Annotated in this window: 15 protein-coding genes; 14 read left to right on the forward strand and 1 reads right to left on the reverse strand. The window is 72.5% G+C overall.

Annotated features, from left to right (window positions below):
• The first annotated feature begins 90 nt into the window (after positions 1-90).
• From AB0953_RS20110 to AB0953_RS20135, 6 genes are all read left to right on the forward strand, one after another.
• A complete protein-coding gene (locus AB0953_RS20110) occupies positions 91-924 on the forward strand; it encodes a M55 family metallopeptidase (RefSeq protein ID WP_366860850.1) in 834 nt (277 codons plus the stop codon).
• Positions 917-2,350, forward strand: a complete 1,434-nt coding sequence (locus tag AB0953_RS20115) for a M20/M25/M40 family metallo-hydrolase (RefSeq protein WP_366860851.1) — start codon at positions 917-919, stop codon at positions 2,348-2,350. The genes AB0953_RS20110 and AB0953_RS20115 overlap by 8 nt, the downstream gene beginning before the upstream one ends.
• Entirely contained in the window at positions 2,350-4,341 is a 1,992-nt protein-coding gene (locus AB0953_RS20120; RefSeq protein WP_366860852.1) for a prolyl oligopeptidase family serine peptidase, read from the forward strand. Before AB0953_RS20115 ends, AB0953_RS20120 begins: the two co-directional genes overlap by 1 nt.
• A gap of 516 nt (positions 4,342-4,857) precedes the next feature.
• Complete coding sequence (locus AB0953_RS20125; RefSeq protein WP_366860853.1) at positions 4,858-5,913, forward strand: Rv2578c family radical SAM protein; 1,056 nt, start codon at positions 4,858-4,860, stop codon at positions 5,911-5,913.
• A gap of 124 nt (positions 5,914-6,037) precedes the next feature.
• Complete coding sequence (locus tag AB0953_RS20130) at positions 6,038-7,636, forward strand: alpha/beta hydrolase (RefSeq protein ID WP_366860854.1); 1,599 nt, start codon at positions 6,038-6,040, stop codon at positions 7,634-7,636.
• A gap of 24 nt (positions 7,637-7,660) precedes the next feature.
• Positions 7,661-8,071, forward strand: coding sequence for a RidA family protein (locus AB0953_RS20135; RefSeq protein ID WP_366860855.1), 411 nt, complete (start codon positions 7,661-7,663; stop codon positions 8,069-8,071).
• A gap of 41 nt (positions 8,072-8,112) precedes the next feature.
• Here the strand turns inward: AB0953_RS20135 and AB0953_RS20140 are convergent, their stop codons facing one another.
• Positions 8,113-8,688, reverse strand: coding sequence for an adenylosuccinate lyase (locus tag AB0953_RS20140; protein WP_366860856.1), 576 nt, complete (start codon positions 8,686-8,688; stop codon positions 8,113-8,115).
• A gap of 517 nt (positions 8,689-9,205) precedes the next feature.
• On the opposite strand from AB0953_RS20140, the gene AB0953_RS20145 reads away from it, so the two are divergent.
• The 8 genes from AB0953_RS20145 to AB0953_RS20180 all read left to right on the forward strand — a co-directional run bounded on the left by AB0953_RS20145 (position 9,206) and on the right by AB0953_RS20180 (position 19,823).
• Positions 9,206-11,008 carry a 3-hydroxybutyryl-CoA dehydrogenase gene (locus AB0953_RS20145; protein WP_366860857.1) on the forward strand — a complete coding sequence of 601 codons (1,803 nt, stop codon included), beginning with the start codon at positions 9,206-9,208 and terminating at the stop codon, positions 11,006-11,008.
• A gap of 178 nt (positions 11,009-11,186) precedes the next feature.
• Positions 11,187-12,017 (forward strand): TetR family transcriptional regulator, encoded by an 831-nt coding sequence (locus tag AB0953_RS20150; RefSeq protein ID WP_366860858.1) that lies wholly within the window; start codon positions 11,187-11,189, stop codon positions 12,015-12,017.
• 101 nt (positions 12,018-12,118) lie between these two features.
• Positions 12,119-13,204: an IS630 family transposase gene (locus AB0953_RS20155; protein ID WP_366860859.1), complete on the forward strand. Its 1,086-nt coding sequence runs from the start codon at positions 12,119-12,121 to the stop codon at positions 13,202-13,204.
• Between the two features lie 424 nt (positions 13,205-13,628).
• Positions 13,629-14,966, forward strand: coding sequence for a crotonyl-CoA carboxylase/reductase (gene ccrA, locus AB0953_RS20160; RefSeq protein WP_366860860.1), 1,338 nt, complete (start codon positions 13,629-13,631; stop codon positions 14,964-14,966).
• 84 nt (positions 14,967-15,050) lie between these two features.
• Positions 15,051-17,111 carry a protein meaA gene (locus AB0953_RS20165; RefSeq protein WP_366860861.1) on the forward strand — a complete coding sequence of 687 codons (2,061 nt, stop codon included), beginning with the start codon at positions 15,051-15,053 and terminating at the stop codon, positions 17,109-17,111.
• Positions 17,108-18,082, forward strand: a complete 975-nt coding sequence (locus tag AB0953_RS20170; protein WP_366860862.1) for a CoA ester lyase — start codon at positions 17,108-17,110, stop codon at positions 18,080-18,082. Before AB0953_RS20165 ends, AB0953_RS20170 begins: the two co-directional genes overlap by 4 nt.
• Positions 18,083-18,086: 4 nt before the next feature.
• Positions 18,087-18,590 (forward strand): MaoC family dehydratase, encoded by a 504-nt coding sequence (locus AB0953_RS20175; RefSeq protein WP_366860863.1) that lies wholly within the window; start codon positions 18,087-18,089, stop codon positions 18,588-18,590.
• Between the two features lie 27 nt (positions 18,591-18,617).
• Positions 18,618-19,823: an acyl-CoA dehydrogenase family protein gene (locus tag AB0953_RS20180; RefSeq protein WP_362184014.1), complete on the forward strand. Its 1,206-nt coding sequence runs from the start codon at positions 18,618-18,620 to the stop codon at positions 19,821-19,823.
• Positions 19,824-19,873 lie beyond the last annotated feature (50 nt).

The raw sequence follows: 19,873 nt of genomic DNA on the forward strand, positions 1-19,873 counted from the left end.
AGGCTAGGCTGGAGGTCTGTGCGGAAGGCGGTCGTCCGGTCGGGCGGCCCGCCGCGCCGCGCATCGCAGCCGACCCTCCCAGGGGGCCCGATGAAGATCCTCGTCTCCGCCGACATGGAGGGCGCCACCGGCGTCACCTGGCCCGCGGACGTCCTGCCCGGCACCCCCCAGTGGGAGCGCTGCCGGTCCCTTTTCACCTCCGACGTGAACGCGGCCGTACTCGGCTTCCTCGACGGCGGCGCCGACCGGGTCCTGATCAACGAGGCCCACTCCACCATGCGCAACCTGCTGCTGGAGCGGCTCGACGAGCGCGCCGAGATGATCACCGGCCGCCACAAGTCCCTGAGCATGGTCGAGGGCGTGCAGCACGGCGACGTCGACGGCGTCGCCTTCGTCGGCTACCACACCGGCGCCGGATCGCAGGGCGTGCTCGCGCACACGTACCTGGAGAACTCCATCACCGGCGTCTGGCTGGACGGGGTCCGCGCGAGCGAGGGGCTGCTCAACGCCCGGGTCGCCGCCGAGTTCGGCGCCCCCGTCGTCCTCGTCACGGGCGACGACCTGACCTGCGCCGACGCCGCCGGCTACGCCCCGGAGGCGGTGACCGTCGCCGTCAAGGACCACGTGTCCCGCTACGCCGCCGTCTGCCGCACCCCCGCCCGCACGGCCGCCGACATCCGGGCCGCCGCCAAGGAGGCCGCCGGCCTGGCGGTGCGCCGCGACCCGGTGCAGCGGGGACCCCACGCCGTGGAGGTCGAGTTCGACGCGGAGCACCTGGCGATGGCCGCCACCGTCGTCCCCGGCGTGGAGCGCTGCGGCGAGCGCCGCGTCGCGTACACCAGCGCAACCATGTACGAGGGGATCCGCACTTTCAAGGCGGTCACGACGGTCGTCGGCGCGGCCGTGGAGGAGCAGTATGGCTGACATGCCCGAAGCCGCCCCCCGGCACCCGGCCTCGGAGGACGCCCCCGGACCGCTGCCCGCGGACGCCGCCGCCGCGGGCGCCCCGTGCACGGGCGCCCCGTGCGCCTCCCCGGTCGACCGGGTGGCGCTCGACGAGGCCGTCGCGTTCACCTCCGACCTCATCCGCATCGACACCACCAACCGCGGCGGCGGCGACTGCCGCGAGCGCCCCGCCGCCGAGTACGTCGCCCAGCGCCTCGCCGCGACCGGCCTGGAACCCGTCCTGCTGGAGCGCACGCCCGGCCGCACCAACGTGGTGGCCCGGATCCCGGGCAGCGACCGCTCCGCGCACGCCCTGCTGGTCCACGGCCACCTCGACGTGGTCCCCGCCGAGGCCGCCGACTGGAGCACGCACCCCTTCTCCGGCGAGGTCCGCGACGGGGTGGTGTGGGGCCGCGGCGCCGTCGACATGAAGAACATGGACGCCATGGTGCTGGCGGTGGTGCGGGCCTGGGCGCGAGCCGGCGTCCGGCCCCGCCGGGACATCGTGATCGCGTACACGGCCGACGAGGAGGACAGCGCGGTCGACGGGTCCGGCTTCCTCGCCGACCACCACCGGCACCTCTTCGAGGGCTGCACCGAGGGCCTGAGCGAGTCCGGCGCCTTCACCGTCCACAACGGTCCCGGACAGGCCCTCTACCCGATCGCCGCCGGCGAACGGGGGACGGCCTGGCTGAAGTTGACCGCGCACGGCACGACCGGGCACGGATCCAAGCCGAACCGGTCCAATGCCGTCAGCCGGCTCGCCGCCGCCGTCGCACGGATCGGCGCGTACCGCTGGCCGGTCCGCCTCACCGACACCGTCGCCGCCTGCATCACCGAACTCGCCGCCCTGCAGGGCCTGTCCGTCGATCCGTACGCCCGCAGCACCGACCTCGACGAGGTCCTGCCCAAGCTCGGCCCGGCCGCGGCCCTGGTCGAGGCGACGCTGCGCAACAGCGCCAACCCGACGATGCTGAGCGCCGGTTACAAGGTCAACGTGGTACCCGGCCACGCCACGGCCTACGTCGACGGGCGGACGCTGCCCGGCGGGGAGGAGGAGTTCCTCGCCACCCTGGACGAACTGACCGGCCCCGACGTCACCTGGGAGTTCCACCACCGCGAGGTGGCCCTCCAAGCCCCCGTCGACGGGCGGACCTTCGCCGTCCTGCGCGAGTCCGTCGAGCGCTTCGACCCCGAGGGGCGCGTCGTGCCGTTCTGCATGGCGGGCGGCACCGACGCCAAGCAGTTCTCCCGGCTCGGGATCACCGGCTACGGCTTCTCCCCGCTCAAGCTGCCGCCGGACTTCGAGTACTGGTCCCTCTTCCACGGGGTGGACGAGCGGGTCCCGGTCGAGGCCCTGCACTTCGGCGTGCGCGTCCTCGACCACGCGCTGCGGACGCTGTGATGGACGAGCAGCCGTACGGCAGCTGGCCCTCGCCCGTCGACGCCGCGCTCGCCGCCTCCCTCGACGGCCGGCCCGAGTACCTCGGCACCATCGGCTCCGACGTGTGGTGGACCGAGCCGCGTCCGGCCGAGGGCGGCCGCCGCACCCTCGTGCGCCGCCCCGCGGCCGGCGGCCCCGCGGTCTCGGTGCTGCCCGCGCCGTGGAACGTCCGCAGCGCCTTCACCGAGTACGGCGGCATGCCCTGGGCGGGGGCCGAGCGGCCCGGCGGCGGACCGCTGGTGGTGTTCGCCCACCACGGCGACCAGCGGCTGTACGCGTACGAGCCCGACGCCCCCGGCGGGACCGGCGGGAGCGCCCCGCGCCCCCTCACCCCCCTCTCCCCGGTCGGCGGCGGCCTGCGCTGGGCCGATCCGGTGGTGCGCGGGGACGAGGTCTGGTGCGTGCTGGAGGAGTTCACCGGGCCGGCCCCCACCGACGTGCGCCGCGTCCTCGCCGCCGTACCGCTGGACGGCTCGGCCGCCGGAGACCGCTCGCGCGTACGGGAGCTGACCGACGACCGGTACCGCTTCGCCACCGGCCCGCGGCTGTCCCCCGACGGGCGGTACGCGGCCTGGCTGGTGTGGGACCACCCGCGGATGCCCTGGGACGGCACCGAGGTCCGGCTCGCCGAGGTCCGCGCGGACGGCACCCTGGCCGCGGCCCGCACCCTCGTCGGCGGCCCCGAGGAGGCGGTCGCCCAGGTGGAGTGGATGCCCGACGGCACCCTGCTCGCGGTCAGCGACCGCAGCGGCTGGTGGAACCCGTACCGGGTCGACCCGCACACCGGCGAGGCCGTCAACCTCTGCCCGCGGCAGGAGGAGTTCGGCGGCCCGCTGTGGAAGCCCGGCCTGCGCTGGCTCGCCCCGCTGCCCGACGGGCTGGTGGCCGTGCTGCACGGCCGCGGCTCCCCGGTCCTCGGCGTGCTCGACCCGCGGACGGGCGACCTCGTGGACGCCGCCGGGCCCTGGACCGCCTGGCAGCCCGCCCTCGCCGTCCACGGCAGCCTCGTCTACGGGGTCGCGGCCGGCCCGCGCAGCGCCTACGAGGTCGTCGAGCTCGACACCGGGAGCGGGCACGCCCGGGTGGCGGGCGCGGCCGGAGCGGGTCCCGTCGACCCGGCGTACTACCCCGAACCGCAGACCCGCACCTTCTCCGGGCCCGGCGGCCGGGAGATCCACGCCCACGTCTACCCGCCGCGCCACCCGGCCCGCCGGGCGCCCGCCGGGGAGCTGCCCCCGTACGCGGTGTGGGCGCACGGCGGCCCCACGGAACACGTGTCCCCCGTGCTCGACCTGCACATCGCGTACTTCACCTCCCGCGGCATCGGCGTGGTCGAGGTGAACTACGGCGGTTCCACCGGCTACGGGCGCGCCTACCGGGAGCGGCTGCGCGGGCAGTGGGGCGTGGTCGACGTCGAGGACTGCGCGGCCGTGGCCGGGGCCCTGGCCGCCGAGGGCACGGCCGACCCGGAGCGGATCGCCATCCGGGGCGGCAGCGCGGGCGGCTGGACGGCCGCCGCGTCGCTGGCCGCGACCTCCCTGTACGCGTGCGCCGCGATCCGCTACCCCGTCCTGGACCTGCGGGGCTTCGCCGAGGAGACACACGACCTGGAATCCCGGTACGTCGAGGGTCTGGCCGGGCCGCCGCAGACCCTCGCCGCACGCTGCCGGGAGCGCTCGCCCGTGGCCCGCGCCGACCGGATCACCGCGCCGTTCCTGCTGCTCCAGGGCCTGGACGACGCGGTCTGCCCGCCCGCCCAGGCGGAGCGGCTGCGGGCGGCCCTGCGGGGCCGGGGCGTACCGTACGCGTACGTGGCGTTCGAGGGCGAGGGGCACGGCTTCCGCCGGGCGGACACCATGGTCCGCGCCCTGGAGGCGGAACTCTCGCTGTACGCCCAGGTGTTCGGCTTCGACCGGCCGGACGTCCCGCCCCTGCACCTGGAGACGACCTGAGCCGCCGCAGACGGTCGGCGGCCGTCGGCGAACCGTGATCGTCGATCACCGGGCCGGCCGGCGGGTGCGGGGCGGCGCTGGTCGGGCTGCTTCGGCCACCGGGCCCGGTCCGCTTCGGTGTGGACGCAGGCCGCCTTCGCCCGGCCGATCGCGATCGGCCTGGCCTGGGCCGCCTTCGCCGGGTGGGTGCTGACCAGGCGCCGGCCGCTGTACGCGCGGTACCCGGTGCCGGGTGCCGGGGGCCACCGCGGCGACCGGTGCGGCCGGGACGGTGCCGGCCGCGCTGTGCGCCCCCGCGGCCGCGGCCCCGGCCACCGCGCCCGTCGGCGCCGCCTCGCCGCCGCGGCGGGCACGCCCCGGTCCGTCCGGGCGCGCTCCCGCCGCCGCACTCTGCTCAGGCTGCGCGACACCCTCCGGCACGGCGCCCCCGACCTCGCCCGCGAGGCCGCTCCCGCACGATCATGGGAACGTTTGTTCTATTCTCGGGAAGGAGTGAGCTACCGAGGGAGGCGCGCCATGCGCTGGGACAACCTGACCGGGGACGACGGCGGCGGCCGGGACGGCGCAGGGGCCGGGCCGCTCGCCCTCTTCGGCACCGACTCCGTCGTCACCCGCACCTTCGACACCCCCGAGTTCCGCGGGATCACCTTCCACGAGGTCCGGGCCCGGTCGATCCTCAACCGGGTGCCGGGCGCCTCGCGGATGCCGTTCGAGTGGACCGTGAACCCGTACCGGGGCTGCAGCCACGCCTGCGTCTACTGCTTCGCCCGCAAGACGCACAGCTACCTCGACCTCGACACCGGGCTCGGCTTCGACTCGCAGATCGTGGTCAAGACCAACGCCCCCGAGCTGCTGCGCCGCGAGCTCGGCTCGCGCCGCTGGAGCGGCGCGCACATCGCCATGGGCACCAACGTCGACTGCTACCAGCGCGCCGAGGGCCGCTACCGGCTGATGCCCGGGATCATCGAGGCCCTGCACGAGCGCGCCAACCCCTTCTCCATCCTCACCAAGGGCACGCTGATCCTGCGCGACCTGCCCCTGCTGCGCGCGGCCGCGGAGGTCACGGAGGTCGGGGTCTCCGTCTCCGTCGGCTTCACGGACACCGCCCTGTGGCGGACCGTCGAGCCGGGCACGCCGTCCCCCGCCGCGCGGCTCGCCGCCGTGCGCGCCCTGACCGACGCCGGCCTCGAGTGCGGGGTGCTGATGGCCCCGGTGATCCCCTTCCTCGGGGACTCCCCCGAGCAGCTGCGGGCCACCGTCGCGGCGGTCGCCGCCTCGGGCGCGACCTCCGTGACACCCCTGGTACTCCATCTGCGGCCCGGGGCGCGGGAGTGGTTCACCGCCTGGCTGGGCCGGCACCACCCGCACCTGGTCGGGCGGTACGCGCGGATGTACGCGGACGGGGCGTACGCGCCCACCTGGTACCAGCGCCGCATCACCCGCCAAGTCCACGAGCTGGCGGCGGAATTCGGCATCGGCCCCGCCCGGCGGGGCGCGTCCCGCCGGATCGCCGCCCCCGAGCCGCCGGCCGGCCCGGAGTCCGCGGGGCCGGCGCAGCTCACGCTCCTGTGATCCGGGGGCCGCGTCGCACCGGCCGCTGAAATCTCATCACATCGGGCCAATCCGCCGCCCAATGCCGCCTTCCGGGCAGGGTTTCCGGGACGATTCCGCCCAGAACCCTCGGCTGGGAGGCCCCATGCACCCGATGAAGAAGCGCGGTCCCCTGAAGAAGCGCGCCGCCGTCCTGCTGTCCGCCGCCGCCACCGCCGCCGCGGTGACCGGCCCGGCGGGGGCCACGCCGGCCGCCCCGCACCCGTCCGCCGGCGCCCCCGCCGCGGCGGCCGCCGCACTGCGCTGGACCGGCTGCGCCACGACCCGCTACCCGACGCTGCAGTGCGCCTCCCTCAAGGTCCCCCTCGACCACGCCCGGCCCGCCGGCCGGCAGATCTCCCTGGCCCTGACCCGCGTCCCGCACACCGCCGCCAAGAGCCAGGGACCGCTGCTGGTCAACCCGGGCGGCCCGGGCGGCAGCGGCCGGGGTCTGGCGCCGTACATCGCCACCGCGCTGCCGAAGGACGTCGCCGCCCAGTTCGACGTGATCGGCTTCGACCCGCGCGGCGTCGGCAAGAGCGAGCCCGCCCTCGACTGCACGGCCGGCCACTTCAACCCGGTCCGCCCCGACTCCGTGCCGTACGCGGCGCAGGCCGAGGAGGCGAACCTGAAGCGGGTGCAGGCCTTCGCCGAGTCCTGCCAGGCCAAGCACGCGGACGTGCTCCCCTACATCGACACCGTCTCCACCGCCCGCGACATCGAGCTGATCCGCACCGCGCTGGGTGCGCAGAAGCTCAGCTATTTCGGCTACTCGTACGGCACCTACCTGGGCGCGGTGTACGCGCGGCTGCACCCGGACCGGATCCACCGCCTGGTCCTGGACTCCGTCGTGGACCCGGGCGGCGTCTGGTACGAGGACAACCTCGCGCAGGACCGCGCCTTCGACGCCCGCCACAAGGCCTTCCTGGCCTGGGTCGCCGAGCACGACGCCGCCTACCGGCTCGGCACCGACGCCGCCGAGGTGGAGCGGCGCTGGTACGCGGTGCGCGACGCCCTGCGCGCGGAGCCGGCGGGCGGCAAGGTGGGCCCGTCCGAGCTGGAGGACACGTACATGCCGGGCGGGTACTACAACGGCTACTGGCCGAACCTGGCCGAGGCGTTCTCGAAGTACGCGGTGGACGGGGACCCGGCGCCGCTGGTGGCGGCGTACGAGAAGTTCGGCGCGGTGGAGCCGTCTGCGGGCAACGGCTACAGCGTGTACACGGCCGTGCAGTGCCGGGACTCCGCCTGGCCGAAGGACTGGAACCGGTGGCGGGCGGACATGTGGCGCACGCACCTCGAGGCGCCGTTCATGACCTGGAACAACGCCTGGTACAACGCCCCGTGCGCGTTCTGGAAGACGGAGCCGCTGCAGGCGCCGGACGTGGCCAACGCCGACCTGCCGCCGGCGCTGCTGCTCCAGGCCACCGACGACGCGGCGACGCCGTTCGGGGGCGCGCTGGCGATGAAGGAGAAGCTGAAGGGCTCGGCCCTGGTGGTCGAGGAGGGCGGCGGCAACCACGGCATCTCGCTGAGCGGCAACAAGTGCCTGGACGACAAGGTGGCGGCGTACCTGAGGACGGGGGCGGCCGCGGACGCGGCCTGCGCGGCGCAGCCCGAGCCGAAGCCGGCCGCGGCCACCCGGGCGGCGGTGCCCTCGGCGGGCGCCGCGGCCCTGCACGGGCTGCTGGGCTTCCGCGGCTGACCGCGACCGGGCAGGATCCTGCCCATGACCACCACCGCGATCACCCGTGTCCCCGCCCCGGAGGGCGTCAGCCCGAGCCCGCAGTACAGCCACGTCGTCTGGGGCACGGGCAGGTTCGTGGCCGTCTCGGGCCAGTGCTCCTTCGACGAGGGCGGCGCGGTGGTCGGCGCGGGCGACGCCGCCGCCCAGGCCCGGCAGGTGTTCGAGAACCTGCGCCGGTGCCTGGCGGCGGCCGGGGCGGGCTTCGAGGACGTGGTGAAGCTGACGTACTTCGTCACGGACATGGCCCACATGGCGGCGGTACGGGCGGCCCGCGACGAGGTGATCGCACCGGACCGGCTGCCGGCCTCCACGGCCGTCCAGGTCTCGGCCCTGGTCCGCCCCGAACTCCTGGTGGAGATCGAGGCCTACGCCGTCCTGCCCGCGGAGGCATGAGGGCGGGCCGGCACCAGGCCCGGCCGGCTCCCCCAGCCGGGTCAGGCGGTCCGCGGCAGGGCGCGCAGCGCCTGGGTCGCCGCGACGGCCAGCCGCGGGTGGGCCTGGGCCCGGGCGAGGACCTCGCGGGAGGCGGGGTCCGCCAGGGCCCCCAGCCCCTCCACGCAGGCCAGCGCCACCCGCCAGTACGGGTCGTTCGGCGCGAGCAGCCGGGACAGGGTGCGGATCAGCGCCGGGGCGGACTCCGGCGCGCGCAGCGCGGCCAGCAGCCGCACGGGCTGCAGGGCGTAGGCCGTGCGGAGCTCGTTGGTGGCCAGCGCGGCCGCCGCGCGGGCGGTGCGCGGGTCGCCCAGGACGGCCAGGGCTTCGGCGGCGGCCGCGCAGCGCGGGGGGTCGCGGTGGTTGAGCAGCAGGACCAGCGGCTCGAAGGCGCGGCGGTCGCCGGCCAGGCCCAGCCGGTACGCGGCCAGCTCCCGGGCCCACAGGGGCAGCCCGGTCGACGTCAGGGAGGCGGCCAGCGCGTCCGGCTCCGCGACGAGCAGCTCCGCGTACCGCCGCGGCCCGCCGGATCCGTCCGCTTCGGCTTCGGCGCGCAGGCGCCCGAGTACGTCGCTCACGGCGCCCACCCTAGGGGGTGCGGGGGGCCCGGGGCGGGGCGTTGGCCGGGTTGCGGTGCCCTGCCGCGGGCGGTGCGCGCGCACCTGACGGCCCGTAGGGTGCGGTGGCCTGCCGTCCGGCCGCGGCCGCCGGTGGCGGCGCCCGCCGCGGCGTACGTCACACCGGCGGGTGTATCCCTGCCTCTGGCCAAGCAGTTACCGACGGGTTAGTCTCCCTTCAACACGTACGGGGCCGGCCTGGTGACGCAGCCGCCTCGTGCAGTCGGTCCGGTACGCCACGTACCGCCTTGCACCGCCCGCACGCCTTGCACTGCAGCAGCCCGCCTGCTCCGCGTACGGCGCTCTCCGCGGCGCGGCCCCGGGACAGGGTCCGCCGCTCTCCGCCCCGCCCCCTGGGCTCCTGCGCGGAACCTCCCGTCGTTCTCGCACCCTTGCCGGCCTTCTTTGGCCCTTCCGGCCGCGCGTCGTGCACCGCGCGCCGCCCCCAGTCGTCACCCTCATCCACTGGAGTCCCGCGATGGACCTTCCGTCCACGTCCAGTCAGTCCACCCTCCAGACCATCGCCGTCGTCGGTCTCGGCACCATGGGCACCGGCATCGCCGAGGTCCTCGCCCGCGCCGGCCGCGAGGTCATCGGCATCGACATCAGCGAGGCGGCCACCCGCCGGGCCACGGCGGCCCTCGCCGCCGCCACGGCCCGCTCCGTGGCCCGCGAGCGGATCAGCGAGCAGGAGCGCGAGGCCGTCCTCGCCCGGCTGCGCACCTACACCGAGCTGAGCGCCGCCGCCGACGCCGACCTCGTCATCGAGGTCGTCCCGGAGGACTACCCGCTCAAGCAGCGGATCTTCGCCGAGCTGGACGCCGTCGTGCGGCCCGACACGATCCTGGCGACGGGCACCAACGCCCTGTCGGTGACCCGGCTGGCGGCCGAGTCGCAGCGCCCCGAGCGCGTCCTCGGGCTGCACTTCTTCAACCCGGCGCCCGCGATGAAGCTCGTCGAGGTCGTCTCCAGCGTGCTGACGGCCCCGACGGCCGTGGAGGCCGTCACGGCGCTGGCCCGCGAGCTGGGCAAGCAGCCCGTCTCGGTCGGCGACCGGCCCGGCTTCGTCGCCGACGGCCTGCTCTTCGGCTACCTCAACCAGGCCGCCGCGATGTACGAGTCGAAGTACGCCTCCCGCGAGGACATCGACGCGGCGATGCGGCTCGGCTGCGGCCTGCCGATGGGCCCCCTGGCGCTGCTCGACCTGATCGGCGTGGACACCGCCCGCACCGTCCTGGAGGCCATGTACGCCGCCTCCGGCGACCGCCTGCACGCCCCCGCCCCGATCCTCGGCCACCTCGCCGAGGCCGGCCTGACCGGGCAGAAGTCCGGGCGCGGCTTCTACACGTACGAGGAGCCGGGCAGCCCGGCGGTCGTCCGCGACGCGCAGACCCCGCTGGACGGGGCGCGGCTCGGCGAGGGCCGCCCGGTCTCCTCGGTCGGCGTGGCCGGCTCGGGCACCATGGCGAGCGGGATCGCGCAGGTCTTCGCGCAGGCCGGCTACGAGGTGGTGCTCGCCGCCCGCAGCCAGGAGAAGGCCGAGGCCGCGAAGGCCGCCATCGGCACGTCGCTGGGCCGGGCGGTCGCCAAGGGGCGGCTGACGCAGGAGGCCGCCGAGCAGACGCTGGCGCGCATCTCCCCGGCCGGCTCGCTGGACGCCTTCGCGCAGGTGGACCTGGCCGTCGAGGCGGTCGCCGAGGACCTGGCGGTCAAGCAGGAGCTGTTCGCCACCCTCGACAAGGTCTGCAAGCCGGGCGCGGTCCTGGCCACGACCACGTCCTCGCTGCCGGTGATCGCCTGTGCCCGCGCGACCTCGCGCCCGCAGGACGTGATCGGCATGCACTTCTTCAACCCGGCGCCGGCGATGAAGCTGGTCGAGGTGGTCCGCACCGTCCTGACCTCGGACGACGTGCACGCCACGGTCCGCGGGGTCTGCACGAAGGTGCGCAAGCACCCGGTGGACTGCGGGGACCGGGCCGGGTTCATCGTGAACGCGCTGCTGTTCCCGTACCTGAACAACGCGATCAAGATGGTCGAGGAGCACTACGCGAGCCTGGACGACATCGACGCGGCCATGAAGCTGGGCGGCGGCTACCCGATGGGGCCCTTCGAGCTCCTGGACGTCGTCGGGCTGGACGTCTCCCTCGCGATCGAGAAGGTCCTCCACAAGGAGTTCCGCGACCCGGGCCTGGCCCCGTCCCCGCTGCTGGAGCACCTGGTGGCGGCGGGCTGCCTGGGGCGGAAGACCGGCCGCGGATTCCGTGAGTACGCCCGCCGGTAAGCCGCGCCCTGCCCACGGGGCACACGAGCCGGATGCGTGGGGAGGGCTGCTCGGGTCCGCCGGACCCTCACGGCGGGCCGCACCCTCCGAGCCCAGTGCGGGCCCTCCCCCGCATCCATCACTCCCGTCCCACCCCCCTCAGACGCGCGCCCCGGCGCGAATGAAGTACTTTCGCTCTATGTCCCAGTCCGCCAAGACCTCGCCCCGCGCCGCCACGGCCTCCGACAGCCCGGAGAGCGCGGCCGGCACCAAGGCGGCCGCGCAGCGGCTCAAGATGCGCCGAGAGCTCGCCACCGCCGCGATGGAGCTGTTCGCGACCAAGGGGTACGAGGCCACGACGGTCGACGAGATCGCCGCGGCCGCAGGGGTGGCGCGCCGGACCTTCTTCCGGCACTTCCGGTCCAAGGAAGAGGCGATCTTCCCGGACCACGACGACACGCTGACCCGCGCCGAGGCCGTGCTGGACGTGGCCCCGGCACACGAACACCCGCTCGACACGGTGTGCCGCGGGATCAAGGAAGTCATGAAGATGTACGCCGCCTCCCCGGCGGTGTCGGTCGAGCGCTACCGGCTGACGCGGGAGGTTCCGGCGCTGCGGGAGCGGGAGATCGCGTCGGTGGCCCGCTACGAGCGGCTGTTCACGCGCTACCTGCTGGCCCACTTCGACGAGACCGACCACCACGACGGCAACGACGACCCGCTGCTGGCGGAGGTGGCCGCCTCGGCGGTGGTCACCGCCCACAACCACGTGCTGCGGCGCTGGCTGCGCTCCGGCGGCCAGGGGGACGTGGAGGCCCAGCTGGACCACGCCTTCGCCATCGTGCGCAAGACCTTCGGCACCGGCATCGGCGCGGGCCGGAGCCTGGCCTCGGTGCCCGCCTCCGCCCAGGCGGCGCCGGCGGCGGCGGTGCGGGCGCACGACGAGGTGCTGGTGGCGGTGGCCCGTACGGACGCCCCGCTGGACGAGGTCATGCGGACCATCGAAGAAGCCCTGCGCAACCACGGCTAGTGATCTGGTTTTGAGGTCTGGGCTCGCCTCATGAGGCGTGTCCTGTTTCAGATCTTGGGGTTCGCCTGACGTGACCGGTTTGCGGCCGGTGTCCTGGACGGATGGGTGATACCAGGCTGCCGCCGGTAGTGCTGTCGGATGCCGAGCGGCTGACGTTGGAGAACTGGGCCAGGCGGCGTTCGACTGCGCAGGGCCTGGCCCAGCGTGCTCGGATCGTGCTGGCATGCGCGCGAGGGTGGAACAACACCGTCGTGGCCGCGCGGCTGGGAATCGAGCGCAAGACAGCGGCGAGATGGCGGACCCGGTTCCTGCGGGAGCGGCTGGACGGGCTCGCCGACGAGCCCAGGCCCGGCGTGCCGCGGACCATCACCGACGCCCAAGTGGAAGAAGTGGTGGTCCGCACCGTGGAGGAGACCCCTGCGGGCGGGACGCACTGGTCGAAGCGGGAGCTGGCCAAGGTCGTGGGGATCTCTCCGGCGAGCGTGTTGCGTATCTGGCACGCCTTCGGCCTTCAGCCGTGGCGAACCGAGACCTTCAAGATCTCCCCTGACCCGTTCCTGATCGACAAGGTCCGTGACGTCGTCGGCCTCTACCTCGCCCCGCCGGCCAACGCGGCGGTGTTCGCGGTGGACGAGAAACCGCAGATCCAGGCCCTTGAGCGGACCGCGCCGGTGCTGCCCATGATCCCGGGAGTGCCCGAGCGGCGGAGTTTCGACTACGTCCGCCACGGCACTGTCGACCTGTTCGCGGCTCTGAACACCGCGACGGGCAAGGTGATCACGAAGCTGTCCGCTCAGCACCGGGCCGTGGACTTCCGTGACTTCCTCGACGAGATCGACCGCCAGACCGATCCCGGTCTGGCGGTCCACGTGATCTGCGACAACCTCTCCGCCCACAAGGCACCGGTGGTGCACAAGTGGCTGCTCGCGCATCCACGCTTCCAGCTGCACTTCACCCCCACGTACTCGTCGTGGATCAACCAGGTCGAGCGGTGGTTCGCCGAGCTGGAACGGCGCTGCCTCGCACGCGGGGTGTTCTGCTCACTCGACGACCTCAAGGCCGCACTTGAGAACTGGATCAAGGTCTGGAACGACGAGGCCCGACCCTTCAAGTGGACCAAAACCGCCGACCAGATCCTCGACCGCATCTGCCGCTACTGCGACAGGATCTGCAAACCAGATCACTAGCACCGCCCGGCACCACCGCGAACCACCTGAAGCGATGCGCGTCACAGCGGCCGCTCCCCTCGAGGGAGCGGCCGCTTCCGTTTGTCCGAGTTGCCCCTACTCACCGGTAACTCTGATCGATCATCGCTCATCTGCGCAGGTCAATCGGCAAATGAGAGAAAGTTTTGGCACGCGGTGCCTTGTCGAGTGACACGGGGTGCCATACGTTGAACCCGTCCGGATGTCCCCGCGGTCCACGCCCACTCGGCACGGACCGCGCCCCGGACGCCTGCGTCACCAGGCACCCGCACGCCGCACCACTGGCGTCGCCCCAGCACCACCGCTCCGCCGGACCGACGGCACCACGCAGCACCCACCACCCGTACCCGCGCACCTGCGCACCCCTTGAGCGCACCCTCATTCCAGCGCCGCCGGAGGCAACACCGTGAAGGACATCCTCGACGCGATCCAGTCGCAGGCCGCTACGGCCGCCGACTTCGCGGCCCTGCCGCTCCCCGAGTCCTACCGCGCGATCACCGTGCACAAGGACGAGACGGAGATGTTCGCCGGGCTCCCGACCCGCGAGAAGGACCCCCGCAAGTCCCTGCACCTCGACCAGGTCCCGGTGCCGGAACTCGGCCCGGGCGAGGCCCTGGTGGCCGTCATGGCCTCCTCGGTCAACTACAACTCCGTGTGGACCTCGATCTTCGAGCCGCTGTCCACGTTCGGCTTCCTGGAGCGCTACGGCCGCGTGTCGGAGCTGACCAAGCGCCACGACCTGCCGTACCACATCATCGGCTCCGACCTCGCGGGCGTCGTCCTGCGCACCGGCCCGGGCGTGAACTCCTGGAAGGCCGGCGACGAGGTCGTCGCGCACTGCCTCTCCGTCGAGCTGGAGTCCTCCGACGGCCACAACGACACGATGCTCGACCCCGAGCAGCGCATCTGGGGCTTCGAGACCAACTTCGGCGGCCTGGCGGAGATCGCCCTGGTCAAGTCCAACCAGCTGATGCCGAAGCCGGCGCACCTGAGCTGGGAGGAGGCCGCCTCCCCGGGCCTGGTCAACTCCACCGCCTACCGCCAGCTGGTCTCCCGCAACGGCGCCGGCATGAAGCAGGGCGACAACGTCCTGATCTGGGGCGCCAGCGGCGGCCTCGGCTCGTACGCGACCCAGTTCGCCCTGGCCGGCGGCGCCAACCCGATCTGCGTGGTCTCCTCGCCCGAGAAGGCGGAGATCTGCCGGAAGATGGGCGCCGAGGCGGTCATCGACCGCAACGCCGAGGGGTACAAGTTCTGGAAGGACGAGCGCACCCAGGACCCCCGCGAGTGGAAGCGCTTCGGCTCGAAGATCCGCGAGCTGACCGGCGGCGAGGACATCGACATCGTCTTCGAGCACCCCGGCCGCGAGACGTTCGGCGCCAGCGTCTACGTCACCCGCAAGGGCGGCACCATCACCACCTGCGCCTCGACCTCGGGATACATGCACGAGTACGACAACCGCTACCTGTGGATGTCGCTCAAGCGGATCATCGGCTCGCACTTCGCCAACTACCGCGAGGCGTGGGAGGCCAACCGCCTGATCGCCAAGGGCAAGATCCACCCCACCCTGTCGAAGGTCTACTCCCTGGAGGAGACCGGCCAGGCCGCGTACGACGTCCACCGCAACCTCCACCAGGGCAAGGTCGGCGTGCTCTGCCTCGCCCCCGAGGAAGGCCTGGGCGTCCGCGACCAGGAGCTGCGCGACAAGCACATCGACGCCATCAACCGGTTCCGCGACGTGTAGCGGAGCGGACGAATCCAGCCAGTCGCACCATCCGAACCGTCGTCGGACCGATCCAGCGATCAAGGGCCAAAGGGACAGCCTGAGATGACAGAGCGCCAGAAAGACCGTCCGTGGCTCATGCGGACGTACGCCGGCCACTCCACGGCCGAGGCGTCCAACGAGCTGTACCGCCGCAACCTCGCCAAGGGCCAGACCGGCCTGTCGGTCGCGTTCGACCTGCCGACGCAGACCGGCTACGACCCCGACCACATCCTCGCCCGCGGCGAGGTGGGCCGGGTCGGGGTCCCGGTCTCCCATCTGGGCGACATGCGGCGGCTGTTCCAGGACATCCCCCTGGAGCAGATGAACACCTCGATGACGATCAACGCCACCGCCATGTGGCTCCTGGCGCTCTACCAGGTGGCCGCCGAGGAGCAGGGCGCGGACATCTCCAAGCTCCAGGGCACCACCCAGAACGACATCGTCAAGGAGTACCTCTCGCGCGGGACGCACGTCTTCCCGCCGGGGCCCTCGCTCCGTCTGACGACCGACATGATCGCCTACACGGTCAACCACATCCCCAAGTGGAACCCGATCAACATCTGCTCGTACCACCTCCAGGAGGCGGGGGCCACCCCGGTCCAGGAGATCTCGTACGCGATGTCGACGGCGATCGCCGTGCTGGACTCGGTCCGCGACTCGGGCCAGGTCCCGCAGGAACGGTTCGGCGAGGTGGTCGCCCGCATCTCCTTCTTCGTGAACGCGGGCGTCCGCTTCATCGAGGAGATGTGCAAGATGCGCGCCTTCGGCCGCATCTGGGACCGCATCACCCGCGAGCGCTACGGCATCGAGGACGCCAAGCAGCGCCGCTTCCGCTACGGCGTCCAGGTCAACTCCCTGGGGCTGACGGAGGCGCAGCCGGAGAACAACGTCCAGCGCATCGTGCTGGAGATGCTCGCCGTCACGCTCTCCAAGGACGCCCGGGCCCGCGCCGTGCAGCTGCCCGCCTGGAACGAGGCCCTGGGCCTGCCCCGGCCCTGGGACCAGCAGTGGTCGCTGCGCATCCAGCAGGTCCTCGCCCACGAGAGCGACCTGCTGGAGTACGACGACATCTTCGCGGGCTCCCACGTCATCGAGGCCAAAGTCGACTCCCTGGTCGCCGACTGCCTGGCCGAGATCGACCGGATCCAGGAGATGGGCGGCGCGATGGCCGCCGTCGAGTCCGGGTACCTGAAGTCCCAGCTGGTCGCCTCGCACGCCGAGCGCCGCGCCCGGATCGAGGCGGGCGAGGACAAGATCGTCGGCGTGAACTGCTTCCAGCAGACCGAGCCGAACCCGCTCACCGCCGACCTGGACGGCGCCATCATGACGGTGGACGCGGCGGTGGAGGCGCTCACCGTCGAGCGCATCCGCCGCTGGCGGGCCGAGCGCCAGGAGTCCTCCGACCGGCAGGGCGGCGGCGACCCCTTCGTCTTCCCGACGGTCGGCCAGGCCCTGGACCGGCTGAAGGAGGCAGCGGCGGGGACCGAGAACCTGATGGAGGCCACCCTGGAGTGCGCCCGGGCCGGTGTCACCACCGGCGAGTGGGCGAGCGCCCTGCGCGAGGTCTTCGGCGAGTTCCGGGCCCCGACCGGCGTCTCCTCGGCCCCCGTGGCCGTCGCCGCCGAGGAGGGCACGCCGCTGGCCCTGGTCCGGGAGAAGGTCGCCCGGACCGCCGAGGAGCTGGGCAGCGGCCGGCTGCGCCTGCTGGTCGGCAAGCCCGGCCTGGACGGGCACTCCAACGGCGCCGAGCAGATCGCCGTCCGCGCCCGCGACGCCGGCTTCGAGGTCGTCTACCAGGGCATCCGGCTGACGCCCGAGGAGATCGCCACGGCGGCACTGGCCGAGGACGTGCACTGCGTGGGACTGTCCATCCTGTCCGGCTCGCACAGCGCGCTGGTCCCGGAGGTCCTGGAGCGGCTGCGCGCGGCGGGGGCGGGTGACATCCCCGTCGTCCTGGGCGGCATCATTCCCCAAGCCGACGCCGTCGCGCTGAAGGAGGCCGGAGTCGCCGCCGTGTTCACCCCCAAAGACTTCGGCATCACGGAGATCATCGGCCGTATCGTCGACGAGATCCGCACAGCGAACAAGCTCAACCCCCTCATCAGCACGGAGGTCCCCGCATGACCACGCCCACGTCCCCTGTGAACCGGCTGCGCCCGCGCCGCTCCTGCCTCGCGGTGCCGGGTTCGAACCCGCGGTTCCTGGAGAAGGCCCAGGGCCTCCCCGCCGACCAGGTCTTCCTCGACCTCGAGGACGCCTGCGCCCCGCTCGCCAAGGAGGGCGCCCGCCACACGATCGTGGACGCGCTGAACAACGGCGACTGGACCGGCAAGACCCGGGTCGTGCGCGTCAACGACTGGACCACCCACTGGACGTACCGCGACGTCATCACCGTCGTCGAGGGCGCGGGCCAGAACCTCGACTGCATCATGCTCCCGAAGGTCCAGGACGCCCAGCAGGTCGTCGCGCTGGACCTGCTGCTGACGCAGATCGAGAAGACCATGGGCTTCGAGGTCGGAAAGATCGGCATCGAGGCGCAGATCGAGAACGCCAAGGGCCTGGTCAACGTCGACGAGATCGCCGCCGCCTCGCCGCGGCTGGAGACGATCATCTTCGGCCCCGCCGACTTCATGGCCTCCATCAACATGAAGTCGCTGGTCGTGGGCATGCAGCCGCCCGGCTACCCGGCGGACGCCTACCACTACATCCTCATGCGGATCCTGATGGCGGCCCGTACGCACAACCTCCAGGCGATCGACGGCCCCTTCCTGCAGATCCGCGACGTGGACGCCTACCGGGAGGTCGCCGGGCGCGCCGCGGCCCTCGGCTTCGACGGCAAGTGGGTCCTGCACCCGGGCCAGGTCGAGGCCGCCAACGAGGTCTTCTCCCCCTCCCAGGAGGACTACGACCACGCCGAGCTGATCCTCGACGCGTACGAGTGGTGCACCTCCGAGGCCGGCGGGAAGAAGGGCTCGGCGATGCTCGGCGACGAGATGATCGACGAGGCCAGCCGCAAGATGGCCCTGGTCATCGCCGGCAAGGGGCGCGCGGCCGGCATGCAGCGCACCACCAAGTTCGAGATCCCGGAGGGCTGAGGCCATGCAGTTCGGACGCACGTACGAAGAGTTCGAGGTCGGCGCGGTCTACAAGCACTGGCCCGGGAAGACGGTCACCGAGTACGACGACCACCTCTTCTGTCTGCTCACCATGAACCACCACCCGCTCCACATGGACACGAACTACGCCGAGAAGACGACGGACTTCGGCAGGAACGTGGTCGTGGGGAACTACATCTACTCGCTGCTGCTGGGCATGTCCGTACCGGACGTCTCGGGCAAGGCGATCGCCAACCTGGAGATCGAGTCGCTGCGGCACGTGGCGCCGACCTTCCACGGCGACACCATCTACGGCGAGACGACGGTCCTCGACAAGACCCCCTCGAAGTCGAAGAGCGACCGCGGCATCGTCCACGTGGAGACCAAGGGCTACAAGCAGGACGGCACCCTCGTCTGCGTCTTCCGGCGCAAGGTGATGGTCCCGACCGAGACGTACATCAAAGAGCGCGGCGGCGAGCAGCCCGGCCGCCCCACGCTTTCCAACTAACAGAGTCAAGGAACAGGGGAAGTAGCCATGGCACGACTCGCCCAGACCGCCGGGCTGACCGACGTCCAGCAGGAGATCCTCAAGACCGTCCGCGAGTTCGTGGACAAGGAGATCATCCCGGTCGCGACCGAGCTGGAGCACCGCGACGAGTATCCGCAGCAGATCGTGGACGGGCTCAAGGAGCTCGGCCTGTTCGGGCTGATGATCCCCGAGGAGTACGGCGGTCTCGGCGAGTCGCTGCTCACGTACGCCCTGTGCGTGGAGGAGATAGCCCGCGGCTGGATGTCCGTCTCGGGCATCATCAACACGCACTTCATCGTGGCGTACATGCTCAAGCAGCACGGCACGCAGGAGCAGAAGGACCACTTCCTGCCGCGCATGGCGCTGGGCGAGGTGCGCGGCGCGTTCTCGATGTCCGAGCCGGGGCTGGGCTCGGATGTGTCGGCCATCACGTCCAAGGCGGTCAAGGACGGCGACGAGTACGTCCTGAACGGCCAGAAGATGTGGCTGACGAACGGCGGCAGCTCCACGCTGGTGGCCGTGCTCTGCCGGAGTGACGAAGGACACCCCGAGGGCACGGCGCCGCACAAGTCGATGACGACCTTCCTCGTGGAGAAGGAGCCCGGCTTCGGCGAGGTCCGGCCCGGCCTGACCATCCCGGGCAAGATCGACAAGATGGGCTACAAGGGCGTCGACACGACCGAGCTCATCATGGACGGACTGCGCATTCCGGCCAATCGGGTCCTCGGCGGCACCACCGGCCGAGGGTTTTACCAAATGATGGACGGCGTGGAGGTCGGCCGCGTCAACGTGGCGGCCCGTGGCTGCGGCGTCGCACAGCGTGCCTTCGAGCTGGGTGTCTCCTATGCCCAGCAGCGTCACACTTTCGGCAAGCCGATCGCCCAGCACCAGGCCATCCAGTTCAAGCTGGCCGAGATGGCTACCAAGGTCGAGGCTGCCCATGCCATGATGGTCAACGCAGCACGCAAAAAGGACTCCGGGGAACGAAACGACCTCGAAGCAGGGATGGCGAAGTACCTCGCCTCCGAGTACTGCAAGGAGGTGGTGGAGGACGCGTTCCGCATCCACGGCGGCTACGGCTTCTCGAAGGAGTACGAGATCGAGCGCCTCTACCGCGAGGCCCCCATGCTGCTCATCGGTGAAGGTACTGCCGAGATCCAGAAAATGATCATTGGGCGACGCCTGCTCGAGGAGTACCGACTCCAGGGCTGAAAGTCCCTTTTGCGGCGAATCCTCCAGGGGTTCGCCGCAAAAGAATCACT

This window comes from Streptomyces sp. NPDC046866 (genome assembly GCF_040704625.1).
Lineage (GTDB): Bacteria > Actinomycetota > Actinomycetes > Streptomycetales > Streptomycetaceae > Streptomyces.